The following is a 14149-nucleotide window of genomic DNA, read 5'->3' as shown; positions in this document are numbered from 1 at the left end:
CGGTTATGACCTTCTCATGCAGTCGCATAACCTGTCAAACCAGTTATTTTGAGCAGTCGGATGTCACCGCCGGGACTCTTCCTCGGCGGTCAGCTCGGCGCGGGCCGGCTCACTCCACGACGTCAGGATGCGCAGCCCGTCGCTGGACGGGCTGCCGTTCTCTGCAGTCAGCACCATCAGGCGCTGGCCGCTGCCGTCGGGACTCTGCCACGTGTCGCAGTCGAGGGTGAGCTCGCCGACCGTGGGATGCCGGTAGTGCTTCGTACCGTAGGTCGCCGAGTTGACGTGCCGTTCGGCCCACCAGGTGCGGAAGTCGGCGTCGCGGAGGGACAGCTCCCCGACCAGCGCGGCGAGCGCCGGGTCGTCGGGATCTGTCGCCGCCTCCATCCGCAGGGCGGCGACCGCATCCCGAGCGTCGTGGTCCCAGTCGAGGTGCATGCCGCGGACACCGGGATGCAGGAAGAGCAGCCGCAGGTAGTTGCGCTGGGGCGCGGGTACGGCGCCGAAGTCCGTGAACAGCGCTGCGGCCGCACGGTTCCACTGCAGCACGTCGAGGCGGCGTCCGAGTACGAGTGCCGGGGTGTCGGTCAGTTGCTCGAGCAGTCGCCGCATCGCCGGTCGCACTGTCTGGCGGGTCCTTCGCCGCCGAGGGGCTGCGTCGGCCTTGTGCGCGACCTCGTAGAGGTAGGCGCGCTGATCGTCATCCATTCGGAGTGCGCGTGCCAGCACGCCGAGCACCGCCGCGGAGGCTTGGACGCGTCCCTGTTCCAGTCGCGTGTAGTAATCGACGCTGATCGACGCGAGCGCAGCCGCCTCCTCCCGCCGGAGTCCCGCGACGCGTCGATTATTTCCCGTCTCCGGAAGGCCGACGTCCTCGGGCCGCAGCCGCGCGCGGCACGCCTTCAAGAACGCCCCGAGCTCGTGGAGTTCCGCCGAATCACTCATGGATTCAGTCTCCCGTCCGGAGCGATCGTGTGGGAGGGAAGGATTCTTCCCCGGCAGATTCCTGCTGCTTACCCCTGACTCGGCGGCGCAACAGCATGGGATCCGTCGCGGCAGCCGCCGCGCAGAACCCCATCGAGAACGGACCCACCATGACGACACGAACCGACGTCACCTTCGAGAGCGCAGGCATCCCCCTCGCCGCTCACCTCTATGTTCCGGACGGAGCCGTCGCCGGTTCGCCGGCTCTCGTCGTCGGGCATCCCGGTTCCGGGGTGAAGGAGCAGGCCGCGGGCCTGTACGCATCGCGGCTGGCGGACGCCGGCTTCGCGACGATCGCCTACGATGCCGCCTACCAGGGTGCGAGCGGCGGAACCCCGCGCGGTCTGGAGGATCCCGGCCAGCGCATCGAGGACATGAAGGCGGCGGTGTCCTACCTGACCACCCTCGACCTGGTCGATCCCCGGCGCATCGGTCTGCTCGGCATCTGCGCCTCGGGCGGATACTCACTCGCGGCGACCGCCAGCGACCACCGCATCCGGGCGCTCGCCACCGTCTCCCCCGCCGACGTCGCGCGCCAGTTCCGGTACGGCGCCGACGGCGCCCAGGATCCGGCGGTGTTCCAGGGCATGCTGGATGCGGCGGCCGCCGCACGCACGGCGCAGGCCGCGGGCGAGGATGTCGCCGGCATCCCGCTGTTCCCGGAGACGATCGAGCAGGCGCGCGCCGCCGGCGGCGAGCACGGCGCCGAGAGCTTCGACTACTACTGCACTCCGCGGGCCGCACACGACCGCGCCGCCCGGACGTTCGACTGGTCGAGCGTCGACAAGCTCGCCACTTTCGACGCCTTCACCCAGGTGCCGCTGATCGGCGACCGCCCCCTCCTCATGGTCATGGGCTCGCGGGCGGTCACCGCCTGGATGGGGATCGACGCCTTCCAGCGCGCGGTCGGCCCGAAGAAGCTCGTCTGGGTGGACGGCGCGAGCCACGTCGACCTGTACGACCGCGACCCGTACGTCGCGACCGCCGTGGAACGCCTGGCCGACTTCTACGGTCGGACGCTGGCACCGGCGGTCTGAGGAACTGGAGCGAGTGACGGGAATCGAACCCGCGCTATCAGCTTGGGAAGCTGAGGTTCTACCATTGAACTACACTCGCGCGGCCCGGAATCCCAGTAAAACACTGGGAAGTAGGGCTGCCGCCCAGACTACCCGGTCAATGGTTTTTGGCCAAACTCACCGTTTACTCACCGCTTTGGAATTTTGATCGCGCTAGCGGCCGGAAAATAGCTGCTCAAGTCGAAGCGATGTCTTGGTTTGCGCTGAGCTGCACGGCGTCGAACCGCCGCATGCGACGCGCATTGCCGATCCAGTCCGTGACGGCTTGTTGCTCGCGGGGATTTCGAATCGGTTTGGTCTCACGGCTCGCGCGCTGAAACAGGTGGTCTATCGTCTGGCCGATCCAGTGGAAGTTCGGTGTCGGATGTCAGCACTAGCCTGTCGGCATGGGACAGGATTCCGGGGTGCAACCGAGTCTGTCCGCGCGCGACGACCGAAGGGTTCGCAGGTACCTCCGACGGCTCGAGATTCTTGCTCCGAACGTGAGGCAGGACGAGTTCGTGAACAACGGCATCCCTGCGCTACTTGACTTACAAGAGTCCATCCTCCGGCTGCAGATTGAGATTCAGAAGGACATCGCTGCAGCTAAACAACGTCGACCACGAGACGCCGACACTCATCTATTTCTAGAGCAGCTTCGTCACGTTCGTCACCTCAGCAGAACTCTCGGCGATTCCCTCGCTTGGGTGACGTTGTTGTTCGATCGGCAAGTCATTCACTCGCTTTACCAGGAATCGCCGGTTCCGATTTCCTCGGGGATGACCGACAGCCATCACGGAACGCTTGCCTTCGCGCGTGCGAACACCAGAGCCGAATGGGGGCTGCCCATCGTCCACGACATCACCGACATCCTCCGAGTCGGAGACGTCACTTTCATGCGCCCGACGGGCGGACGCGAGCCCCTGGCCGAGTACCGAACATTTGAACTCAAGGTATCGCGCGCGGGGGCGGGCGAAGTCGATGCAAGTGGAAAGCAGGACGTCGAGCTGCACGTGATGGCAGTGAGCAATGAACCGTTCCCGAACCTTGCGGGCCAAGTTGCAACTATGCCTGACGAATCCGCGCCGGCCGAACCCGCCGCTCGGCGACCCGACCGTCGTATCGATCGCCAGATGGCGAGGATGGACGTTGCCCGCGACCGAAAGTACGCCCCCTTCCACGAGCTCGCGCAGATCGGAACCGAACGGATCTTCACCCTGAAGCTTGAGCGAGAACCAGAACCGGAGTGGGGGAAAGTTCGCGCAGCCATTCGTGCTGCGCGACGCGACGGATACTCGTACTTCTCGCTCGACGGGTTCGTGGGCTACGCGCTCTTTTACAACCGCAATGGGATCACCGACGAGGATATTCAGTCGGTGCGCCTCTCTGAGGACATCACTCGAACGGTGATGCATGAAGAGTTAGGGTCTCGAAACAGTCTCACGATCAATCAGATTCCGGCGTTGGACCACAACGATCCAGCGACACTGACCCTGCCCTTCTTTCTCTGGAAGGTCCCGCGCAACGCAATTCGCGACGTAATTCGTCATCGCTTAGTGATCATGGCCGTGTTCAATTCCGGGCGCATGGAGAAGCTTCTTAAGGACGCGGGAGTGGAGGTGAGACCCGCCGTGGGCGGAAAGGACTATAGAAACTTCGAGGTTGTGGTGCCCTTGTCCTGGGATAACGCACGCGGCGAATACCACGCGGGTGGGCCGTGGGACGAGATGCTCGTAGCAGTCCGAGAATTCCGCCAGCCCTCGGCTGTGGTGATGCGAGTGCGGGCCGCGGCGCGGATCCCCGACCATCTCACCGCCCAACAACTAATGGTCGGGGCAAGAGCGCCAGGAACTGAAGACGTGGCCGCGAGTTAGGCGCTGGACTGACACGAGAAGGTTCGCGGTCATCTAGCGGCGTCAACTGAATGAAGGATTGTCCGTTCGGTTTCCCTAGCTGCGTCGCGCAGGTCCGCGGCATAGTCTGCAAGCGGGATGCCGCCCAGCTGCGGAGCGCGGGCGCGTAGCGCATTATCCCTCGACCAACCTCGCTGTCGTCGGTCGCCTGGTGGAGACTGTGGTCGTGGATGCTGTAGAACCCGCGCCGAGGCCCTTTGGAGTTTCCGCGGAGGAAGCAATCGAATTGTGTCGCGAGTGGATGGTCTTCCTCGGGGCGACGGACACCGTCGCGTCGTCAGGGCAGGCGAAGGATCTCTGCGACTTGTTCAGCACACGCTACTTGGCTTGGGTAGATAACGGTCGGGGCAATCTCGACGTTGGCCCGATCGAAGCCGCAGCGACACTTGCCGCGTCCGATGGACGCCGCCCGTTGATATTCATCCAAGGCGGCGTCCGACCAACGGCACAGCAGCGGGCGGATGATCTCGGCGTGGCTCTGCTCAACTATCACGCACGCGATGGCTCCCTCGCAGGTCGTAGCAGGCTAGGGCGCGAAGCACTGCAGTCAGGGCTTGCTCAACGCTGACCGAAACGGCTGCTCAGCGTGTCAACGGCGACGCCACATCCGGACTAGCTACGACCGCCTGCGTGGGGTCAATCAGCGCTGCTCGCAACCATTCCTGACGCGCTGCCGCTCGAGACTCTTGAATGGTTTCTTCGGTCGGCTGTCGCTGCATGGTCGCAGCGAGTTCCGAGACGGCGCCCTGGGCAGTGCCAGCCACCACCACGACCTCGTTCCTTGTTCTCCCACGCGTGAGGCCGACGTAGAGGCCAGCGGCATCAACGCCCGGCCCGACTATGGATCGGTCGGTGGTCTCTCCCTGGACGCCGTGGACGGTGGACGCGTAGCCAAGATGTATATGTGCGCTCGCATAGTCTGTCGTGACTTTTCGCAGGTTCGAGGAGTCTGACGTGGAGACCAGGGTCAGGTGCGTCTCAGAGATACTGCGGATGACCCACCCCTGTCGGTTCTCGACCCCGGATTCGCGGTCGTTGCGCCGCGTCTGAACCACGTCCCCAATAAAAACTCGCTGCCCCGCTTGACCGGTCGCAGAGCGACCGACGTCCAGTACACCGGATTCGATTCTCCGAGCTTGTATTACTTCGCAAATTGCCTGCGCTTCCGAATGCGTTGCGGTCACAAGCGCAATCGACTCGCCTCGGCGAGACGCCCCGAACCATTCATCAACCATCGTCTGTTGCGCGTCTAGTTCGCTGTTGGCTGTGCGAACGTGTCCCGTCCGGACAAGCTCGCTGGCGAGGTCCTGAGTCTCAACAGCACCGTTAGCAAAACGAACACGCGCGGAGAGGTCGGCCCATTCTGGGTCGCGGAACCGGTGGATCTCGGTGAGTTCGATCTTCTCGTACGCGGACCGGCGGAAGAGGGCCATTGCGCCAGAATGTCCGACGGGGAGGGCTTGGTAGTCGTCGCCGACGACGGCGACGGTGGCACCGGTGCGGTGTATGACGTCGATGAGGGCGTTGGCGGCTTCGAGGTCGAGCATGCCGGCCTCGTCGACGACGATCCGGTCCCTGGGTCGGATTCGGATTCGCGGACCTTGATATTGCTGCCCAGTCGCGGGGTCGGTCTCGCCGAGTTGGAGCCGGGTCCATTCCGTGTTTCCGGCAATGCCGATGCTCCATCGCCAGCCGTAGTCGTGAAGGAGTTGGTGGAGGCTGGAGGCGGCGCTGTCGGTTTCGCGTCCGGCGACGGTGGAGGCCTTCTTGGTGGGAGCGATGATGATCATGTTTCGCCCGTGGCGGCGCAGGGTGGCGCCGGCGACTTTGAGCATGGTCGTTTTGCCGGTGCCAGCTGCGCCGGTGATGGCGACGACGGAGGCGGTCCCGGCGATGGCGGATGCGCCGTCGGTTTGGTCGGTGTCTAGGACTCGCACTGGGTCGAGCGCGTGAGCAATCGCGGTGATCTCCCGCACGGGGGCCGCGGCACCGGGCGCGGACAGTGCTTCGATTCGGTTGGCAATGGTGGCCTTCAGCGCAGCTGTGGAAGTGGCCATTCTGGACTTGATGTGTGCAGGTACGTCGGGCTCGTCGAGCAGCGTGACGGTGTGTGCTCGTGCTGCGGCGATGACCTGCTCGGCGATGGTCGCGAGTTCTGTGCGCTCGGCGATGATACCGGTGGCGGCGAGGGCGCGGAGCGCGCCGGCGCGGACGTCCATCAAGCTGAACCGGCCACCCGTGCCGGTCGATCGAGCGTCAGCATCGACGATGGCTTTGGCGGCGAGGAGTTCGATGTCGAGATCCGCGATCGATGCTGAAGACGTGTCGATGGCCGATCGCTCCCGGGCGACAGCGGGGTCGGCGGCAGCGAGCTCTTCGCGGACGAGCTCGGCCCAGTCGTCTTCGTTCAGATCGCCGGGCTTGTTCGGTCGCCCGGCGGCCCAGGCCCATCGGTCGATCTGGTTCAACACATCGTGGGACGGCTCCTGGCCGGGGTGTTGCTCCTTCCACCAGGCGGTCCGGGCGACCCTGTTGCCTTCGATTTGCGCGGACCGCTTCGACAACGGCCGCACCAGATGCTGCAGCTCGGCGATCTCCCCGTCCGCGTTAAGAGTGAAGCCTTTGGCGGCCAGAGCGGTGATCCAGGCCGGGTCGGTGCGGGCGGCGAGGTCGCCTTCGGCATTGATGACGTTCTGGAACCGCAACGCAACCCTCGTGTCCACGTTCGACCATTTCCCGTCGACGCCTTGGACTTTCACGTTCAACCACAGGTGCCGGTGCTTGTGCGGGTCCAGTGAGCGGGAGCGTTCATGCTTGAGTTCGACCACCTCGACTCGAGCGAGGTCTTCCCTGATGCAGCCGCCCTTCCCGCGCCGCGCGTTGAGTTCCTCCTGCCAGAGGTGGATGATCCGGTCCCTCAGTCGGTCCTGGAGGTCCTCGTACGCCGCGTTCAACTCCGGGTCCAGCATCGCCGCGATGCTGAACGACTTCGGCGCGTTGATCGTCGCATCCAACACCAGGTCCGCGTTCGGGGAGGACATCTCGAACCCGCGGTGCTCACCGGTGAGTGGGTCGCCGCCATCGACCCAGGTGCGCAGCTGCTTCCGGGTCAGCAGATCATCGCGAATGGACCCGTTCTCCACGATGTACCGGGTCATCACCGCACCCGCGTAATCCGCCGCCGCGAGCACCCCTTGCGCGTTCTTCGCGGTCAGGTGGGAGTCGCAGACACCGCCGAAGGCGTACGCGATCGCTTGCCTCACCCCCTGTGAGGCAACCCCTCGTTTCCACCGCGCTACGCCCCCGCGCATGCCGCTCAGGCTACTCGCATTCCACAGAAAGTGCCTGCGTGCATTCGCTCTTGTTGCCCCTTGTATGTCGCCTTGGTCAAGCCTTCCTTCTGTGTCGTTCCGTCCCTGTCGGTGGGTCTTCTCTCGATCGCTTCCTTCGTCTTCCTCGGCTCGCTCTTTCTCGTTCGTCTTTGTTTAGAGAACGCTTTGACCCAGCGCGGTCTCGGAGGCGGTTACTGGCAGCTGTCGCAGCGGCGGTCCTTCATCGGGGCGACCGAGACCCGGCACTCGGGCGCGTCGCCCTGCTAGTAGGCGTCGCCGATTCCGTCCTTGGGTCCTTGGCGGCGTGTTCTCGGATCCAGGCGTCGGAGGTTGCGGGTTCTCCGACGGCTCTCATCAGGATGGCATCAGAAGTAGAGGTCGAGGCAATACTCTGGGGGCTCGTGTGAGCGGAGGTCGCCGATCACAGATTGGGTGTAGGTGTACACGCAGTGGTCGGGCCAGGGGGCTGAGTCGCTCAGGAGGTAGATGTCGTGAGCGGGCATCCCGGCAAGGTAGCTCGGTCTTCTGATACTCGCTGGGGGGATCTCCCGGTCGTCGTAGAAGCTGTGCTCGAAGTCGCGCCACGGGTGCTGCGGGTGACGAAACGAGGCACGCCATGTGTTGTAGCCGAGGGGCGTCGAAGGTGACGTAGGAGACATGGTCGGGGAGCGTCCGCTTTGCCGGGGGTGGGTTCTTTCGCGGTCTCGGATGCAAACAGCGGTTTGCCCTGGTGCTGGACTGGATCGGGTCATCCAGCCCGCGTTCAGTCGGTCACGCTATTGGCGGTCTCCCCACGCCAGCCATCCCCTAACCGGGGGCCAGAGCCCGACACTATTCGGTTGTCGAACATCAGGCCGCCCGTAGCTGCAAGGGCGCCGGCTTGTGGTCTCGCACGTGGTGTTCGGGGGAGACGGTGACCCGATACTTCATCGCCATCGCTGGTCGACGTGTTGCGGAACTGACGGAGGACGCCGAAATCGCTCGTTTTGGAATAGGACGTGCCGTCGAAGGCAGGCTCGGTATGTAGCGTTTAGGACGATCACTGGGCCAACCGAGGTGTTGGTGACCCGAGGCCATCCGCGCCACCGTCGTTCCGGCGGTTGAGGCGAGCCGGCACGGGCGGGGCGTGGCGGGGCCAGCGCAGCGCGACACCGTTTCTGCGGCTGTTGATGAATTTTGAGTGGCGCATATGAGTTCACGCGCGGCCGCCGCCTTCGCTGAGCGCTCATGACGTCGCAATACTTTTGAGGTTGAGAAACATCGGTCGCGAGAGCGACGCGCTCACTATTCCCTACTCCTAGGCTGAGGCGCATGGGCAGCAAGGCACTCGACCGGTTGATCCCTTGGGTCGTGGGAACTCTGGTCGCGACTATTGCGCTCGCCGCGATCTACGGAGCGATCCAGCAGAACAACCGCGCCTCGGCCGACGACGCCCCGGGAGCCGTCATCTCCGAGCTGGTTTCCGCCGGAGGGAAAGACACTCCCGGGCCACTGCCTGCTCCGCGAGTCGAGCTGAGTGAGAGCCGGATGACTTTCTACCTTGTCTATACAAGCGATGGCAGAGCCGTCGCCGGCGACGGGTACCTCGACGGCAAGCGCGCTCGGATTCCCGAAGGCGTGTTGCGCAGCACGGTCGTCAACGGCTCCGACCACCTCACCTGGGAGCCGCGCACGGGGCTGCGGTTCGCCCTCACGACTGTACGATACGGACAGCTGCTCATCGCTGCGGGCAGTCGCTGACCCCGTTTGAGCAGCGAACAGCCCGGATCGGCTTCCTTCTCCTACTCGGCTGGCTGCTCACACTGGCAACGCTGACCGGTGGAGCGATTCTTCACCTTATCGTCGGACGCCGCCTCGATTACCCCAGGGTCTCGCGCTGGCGCGGTGTCCCGCGGTGCGGGCTCTGACAGCCCCGGCAAAGCGCGACGGTGTCTACCGCGTTCACGGGGCAGCTGACGGCGAAGCAAGGGAGACATCGGCGGCCGACAACGGCCTGTCTCCCGGAGGCGCTGGCTGGCTCCGCGCATAGTTGTGGAGTGCATCACCTCGACGGTTTAGTCCCCAATACACCACCGAGTGTGATTCGAGTCGGCGGGTTCACCCGCGGCGAGCTGATCCAACTGTTGAACGACCACGGCGTCCGGCTGAACGCACACTCCTCCACCCTGCTCGAGCATGAAGTCTTCGAGCAGCGCGGCCCCGAAGACCTTCGGTTAGTCGAGGTGACCGTCGGCCAGATTGGACTGGCACGCGGCGGTACGCTGCCGGAGGTGTTCGAGGCCGCCCGCGAACGCGCCCTTGCGCTGTGCCCACCAGACACTGGCCCCTACCTTCGCTTGGCGTGGATGTCGCAGCCGAACGCTCCAGACTCGATGTTGTCCGCCGGGCGGTCTCCCGCCGGCGCTGTCAAGGTCGCGGCGGGACCGTTAAGCGGCGACGTCAGGTATCCGAAAGGCTTCTACGTGCGGGTCATCGACCATCAGCCCTGGCTGCGCGGATACCGGTGCGACGACGAGTACGTCTTCGCACCCGACGACCGTTTCGTATTTCGCACCGCTTGCTGACAGAGCGGGGGAGTCGCTGGCGGAGTTACGGCGCAGGCAACCGCATTGGGCGACTACCGGTGTCTCAAGCACTCAGTGCTGACAACTTCACGCCTCCGAGGCTGGCACGTCAATCGTGCGGAGCGCAGAAAGCCGCCGGCGGTTGAACCTCATCCAGTGCAGGATCGCGAGAAGCGCGCAAACGGGAAGCTCGACCGGCCCTGGTCGCCGAGGCCGATACCGTGCCGTGTATGGGGTTTGGTCGCGTTCAGTCGAGCGCGAAGCTGACCCGTTTGCCGGATAGGAGCTACTGCCATCAACTGACTATCGCGGCGAAAGATTGGAGCAACTGTGGCAACCGAAAGTGGATCGCATTATCCGGGCAAGACTAGTGCTTACTCGCCGAATACCGCCGCCTTGGTCGCCTCTGGGTCCGGCAGGCCGATCACCACGCAGCGATATGGCTCGCCGACCAACTCTAGTCGTAGCCCACGCGGGGTCTCTGGATGAACAAGCGCAAGGGTGATGCCGCCGCCGTCCCCATTTCTGAACGTTCCGACCGCTGTGGTGTGGGGTACATATCGCCCCGCGAGCTTGAAGTCGCGACCCCATCCTTCGACCTGCTTGTGGGCGTCCTCGAGCACCTCCACCGAGGAGACCTGAGCAAGCGGAAAGCGTGTGGAACCAAGCAGCCCTTCGATCTTTTCGATCGTCGACAAGTTGATCACGGCATCCGAGCCGTCCCGTTTCAGCTGAGCCATGGGGCCACCCTACCGAGGGTCGCGCCACTCATATCAGCAGGGCCGCTTCGAAGAGGGACGACCGCGGAATCAGTGCGTGTCGGCTACCGCCAACTGGATGTAGACACCGGTGAGCAAGGCGAAGATGTACGCCTGCAGTACGCCGACGAGCATTTCCATCAGCGTGAACGCGAACGCGAAGACCATGGTGCCGATGCCGAACAGTTTGAACAGGCCTGGGGCCTCGAACAGGAACCATTCGGTGCCGGAGAAGAACAGCACGAGCAGCAAGTGACCAACGACCATGTTCATCATCAACCGGAGGATCAAGGTCACGGGCCGGATCAGGAACGTCGAGATGAGTTCGATGGGTGTGACGATGATGTACAGGGGCCATGGCACACCGGGTGGGAAGAGTGCGTTGCGGAAGAAGCCGGCCGGGCTGTGCCGGATGCCCGCGTAGATGAACGCGACATAGGTGGCGATGGCGAGGACCAGGGGCACTCCGATCACCGACGAGCCGGCCAGGTTGAGGCCGGGGATGATGCTCGTGAGGTTGAAGAACAGCACCATGAAGAAGATCGTCGTCAGAAGGGGGAGGAACCGTTTACCGTCTTTCTTCCCCAAGAGGTCCTCAGCGATGTTTACGCGGACGAAGTCCAGGCCGAGTTCGATGATGCTCTGCCAGCGGCCAGGTACGAGCTTCATCCGCCGGGTGCCCAGACCGAACACGAGTATGACCGCGAGGGTGGCCACCAGGCGGATGAGTGTAACGCGGTTGACCTCGAACGGAGTTCCTTCGAACAAGAGAGCGGGTGGGAAGAACTCGTTGATGGACGGTCCGGAGAATCCGGAGTCGGCAAGGAGCACGGGGAGTCTACTTTCGAGGCATTCGGGGCGCGTGGACCCTGATCGTCGAGGGGCAGCGCGGCGGTCTCCGACGGCGGCTACTTCATCCTAGTAATGGTAATTGCGAAAACGCAAATATTGCTTTGTAGCAGCTGTGTGCGCGTTCCTCGTGTCGCGGCTTTTGCAAAGAGCACGGCGTTGGTACCTTCACCGAAGTTGCGTGTGCGCAAGCGTTGTCGCCCTTGTGGGCGGTCTCGCCTATCCCGAGGGTGAGCTGAGTTGGCGTGAGTTGGTCGTATGTGAGGGTCCACAGGACTCGGTACGGTCCGTTGGCGGATCCGCAGGCGATAGAAGTCGCGATCCGTTCTGCCATTGCGCGCGGGGGCGAGTTCGTTGCGCTTCCATTGAACGGGCGAGAAGTTCGGGTGTTGGTGACGCGCGGTGTGCCAGTGCGCTTTGAGACGATCCATCCTCAGGACGAGGTGGAGTCGGCCGGTGCGGTCGGGGTGGAGACCGTGGTGTTCGACGAGGACGGATTCGACGAGTGGGGGATCTAGCAGATACTCACGTGGCAAGCGCGCGCCGTGGGGACCGGCGTCACTATTCGGATTTCTGTTCTCCAATTCATGGGTGGGTGATGAGGCTGACCTGGTCTTTGCCGCGGTTCTTGGATCGGTACATGGCTTGGTCCGCGGTGCGAAGCAGGTCCGTTGCGGTCAGGGTGTTGCTGGTGTCCGCGGGGTGGACGGTGACGCCGACACTCGCAGTAAGGGACGTCGTCCACCCGTCACCATGGATTGGGTGTTTGATCTCGGTGCGGATCCGCTCGGCGACAGCGAGTGCTTCCACTTGGGTGGTGTGCTGACAGACCACGATGAATTCGTCTCCTCCGAAACGGCACACGAGGTCTCCGGATCGGACACTGCCGGTGATGCGGGATGCCACGGTGGCCAGGACGGCGTCGCCGGCACTATGGCCGAACTCGTCATTGATCGATTTGAACCCGTCTAGGTCGATGAAGATCAACGCGAGTGACTCCAGCTCACTGCCGACCGTTTGGACGCTGCTGCTGATGTGGGTGCGCAGGAGGATCCGGTTGGCGAGCCCGGTGAGCGGGTCGTACAACGCCAGTGCCGCGAGCTCGGCTTGCAGCTTGAGCCGCGCCAGGACTTGCGCGGCCTGCCGACATAGCGCGCTTACCAGGTCGACGGTGTAGGGGTCCGCTGCCTGTTCGCGGGAGAAGAAGCACGCCAAGGAACCGACGACTTCGCGCCCGCGAAGAAGCGGCGCAATGAGCAGGGATTCGAGATCGGCGCTGTCGAGTGCCGCCACCACATCCGGCTCTGTGGTGGCAATGCTGCGCGACCAGGTTCGGGATTCGGCGGAGATCCACCCACCAGGTGGCACTACCGGGAACGACTCAGGGTCGAACGGAATGGCACCGGCGAGCAACTGAACCTGCCGATTCTTGAGGAACACTGCTGCTGTTTCGGCGCCGACGTCTTCGCGTGCGATCTGCGCCAGGGCGCTGGCCACGTCATCGATCGAGTCGCTGGTGCCGAACGCGGCGGCCGCATTTTGGAGGACGAGCGTCCTCTTTTCGGCTTCTGTGGCGCGGCGTTGAGCCGCGAGCAGGTTTCCGTCGTCGCGGTCTCGTTCGGGCGCGAGGAACACCGCCAGGTCGATCAGCGGGATCTCGCTTGTTTCGTAGAGGCGCGCGTTGATGGTCGTGGCCACGTTTCGGACTTGTCCGGAGCAGAAGGAGACGTGCACATCGGTGAGTTCGCGGTGGGCGTCCAGCAGCGGAAGGAGCAGGTCGGAGTAGAAGGCCCGACCGTCGGCGTTGAGCAGGTCGGCCAGTGCTGATCCGATCAGGGAATCTACGGGCGTTTGAACCCACTGCGCAAAGGTCTGGTTCGCGTGCACGATGACACCATCACGGGTGGTCGTCAGAAGACCGCACGGGGCCCGGTGATAGAGCTGCTCGCCGGAGTCCTCCCTCATGCGCGGGTGGCCTCAGCGTGGATGAAGTCGATTATGCGTTGCCAGTGCCGCCCGATGATGTCTGCACCCCCGTCCACGCGCTGGAGTTGTGCTCGGGGCGCGGCGTGGGCGTACCACTGCGCGTCCTGTACGGTCGCGTATGGGTCACTGGTGCCATAGAGGATGAGCGTGTCGGCTTCGATCCGAAGCTCGGACGCTCCGGGTTCCTCGAAGGCCCGCTGGTCAGCGATTGCTCCCGCGTCCCCTTGCGTGAAAGCCGTGTCCAGCATGCGCCGCACTCGGTCGGGGTAGCCGAGGGGCTGCTCCGACATCGCCGTTGCGGTGAGGGTGCCTTCCACTGGGTGGCCGTTGGCTGCTCGTGACGGCGCGGGCGCTGCCACCAAGGCCAGCCTGTCGACGAGTTGCGGGTGGCGGGCTGCGAGTGCGGCTGCGTAGATTCCGCCTTCTCGCCACCCAATGACGCCGATTCCACCGTAGGTGGTGTGCGCAGGGCGCTCTCGGGCGCTCGCTTCGGCTTCGCGCAGGTAACCGGCGAGGTCGTCGACCCATCCGGCCACGCTGATGATTTCTTGTTCCGTTGCCCCGTAGCCTGGGCGTTCGAAGGTCATTAGGTGAAGGCCGGAGCGCGCCGTCACATCGGGTGCCGGGTCGAAACCGGAGGCGCCCGGGGTCGGGTGAAGGAGTACGGCAAGGCGTTGGCCGGTGGGATCTCCGAGCCCGGTCATACCT

Annotated in this window: 10 protein-coding genes and 1 tRNA gene; 4 read left to right on the top strand and 7 right to left on the bottom strand. The window is 64.2% G+C overall.

All coding sequences use genetic code 11. The features are described 5' to 3' along the window. Positions 1 to 63: 63 nt before the first annotated feature. Positions 64 to 945 (bottom strand): helix-turn-helix transcriptional regulator, encoded by an 882-nt coding sequence (locus J2Y42_RS02600; RefSeq protein ID WP_309854748.1) that lies wholly within the window; start codon positions 943 to 945, stop codon positions 64 to 66. A gap of 149 nt (positions 946 to 1094) precedes the next feature. Here J2Y42_RS02600 and J2Y42_RS02595 point away from each other — a divergent pair, with 149 nt between their 5' ends. Then, positions 1095 to 2021, top strand: a complete 927-nt coding sequence (locus J2Y42_RS02595) for an alpha/beta hydrolase (RefSeq protein ID WP_309854746.1) — start codon at positions 1095 to 1097, stop codon at positions 2019 to 2021. Positions 2022 to 2026: 5 nt separating this feature from the next. Here the strand turns inward: J2Y42_RS02595 and J2Y42_RS02590 are convergent. Further along, a tRNA-Gly gene (locus J2Y42_RS02590) sits at positions 2027 to 2100 on the bottom strand. A 460-nt stretch (positions 2101 to 2560) separates the two neighbouring features. Between J2Y42_RS02590 and J2Y42_RS02585 the strand changes: the two genes are divergently transcribed. Continuing rightward, positions 2561 to 3913, top strand: a complete 1353-nt coding sequence (locus J2Y42_RS02585; RefSeq protein ID WP_309854744.1) for a hypothetical protein — start codon at positions 2561 to 2563, stop codon at positions 3911 to 3913. A 620-nt stretch (positions 3914 to 4533) separates the two neighbouring features. Here J2Y42_RS02585 and J2Y42_RS02580 read toward each other — a convergent pair. After that, positions 4534 to 7215 carry an AAA family ATPase gene (locus J2Y42_RS02580; RefSeq protein ID WP_309854742.1) on the bottom strand — a complete coding sequence of 894 codons (2682 nt, stop codon included), beginning with the start codon at positions 7213 to 7215 and terminating at the stop codon, positions 4534 to 4536. A 1380-nt stretch (positions 7216 to 8595) separates the two neighbouring features. Between J2Y42_RS02580 and J2Y42_RS02575 the strand changes: the two genes are divergently transcribed. Together J2Y42_RS02575 and J2Y42_RS02570 are read left to right on the top strand one after the other, a co-directional pair. Then, entirely contained in the window at positions 8596 to 9024 is a 429-nt protein-coding gene (locus tag J2Y42_RS02575; RefSeq protein WP_309854740.1) for a hypothetical protein, read from the top strand. A gap of 296 nt (positions 9025 to 9320) precedes the next feature. Further along, positions 9321 to 9848, top strand: coding sequence for a hypothetical protein (locus tag J2Y42_RS02570; protein ID WP_309854739.1), 528 nt, complete (start codon positions 9321 to 9323; stop codon positions 9846 to 9848). 374 nt (positions 9849 to 10222) lie between these two features. On the opposite strand, the gene J2Y42_RS02565 is transcribed toward J2Y42_RS02570, so the two are convergent. The 4 genes from J2Y42_RS02565 to J2Y42_RS02550 all read right to left on the bottom strand — a co-directional run bounded on the left by J2Y42_RS02565 (position 10223) and on the right by J2Y42_RS02550 (position 14145). Next, positions 10223 to 10588, bottom strand: coding sequence for a hypothetical protein (locus tag J2Y42_RS02565; protein ID WP_309854737.1), 366 nt, complete (start codon positions 10586 to 10588; stop codon positions 10223 to 10225). Positions 10589 to 10657: 69 nt separating this feature from the next. Further along, entirely contained in the window at positions 10658 to 11437 is a 780-nt protein-coding gene (gene atpB, locus J2Y42_RS02560) for a F0F1 ATP synthase subunit A (protein WP_309854735.1), read from the bottom strand. Between the two features lie 603 nt (positions 11438 to 12040). Beyond that, positions 12041 to 13420: a diguanylate cyclase gene (locus J2Y42_RS02555; protein WP_309854733.1), complete on the bottom strand. Its 1380-nt coding sequence runs from the start codon at positions 13418 to 13420 to the stop codon at positions 12041 to 12043. Then, on the bottom strand, positions 13417 to 14145 hold the full coding sequence (locus tag J2Y42_RS02550) for a hypothetical protein (RefSeq protein ID WP_309854731.1): 729 nt from the start codon (positions 14143 to 14145) through the stop codon (positions 13417 to 13419). The genes J2Y42_RS02555 and J2Y42_RS02550 overlap by 4 nt, the downstream gene beginning before the upstream one ends. Positions 14146 to 14149: the final 4 nt, after the last annotated feature.

Origin of the sequence: Leifsonia sp. 1010 (assembly GCF_031455295.1) — a bacterium.
Taxonomy (GTDB): Bacteria; Actinomycetota; Actinomycetes; order Actinomycetales; family Microbacteriaceae; genus Leifsonia.
The sequence above is the reverse complement of the archived record's forward strand: the minus strand, read 5'-3'. Positions and strand labels throughout refer to the sequence as shown.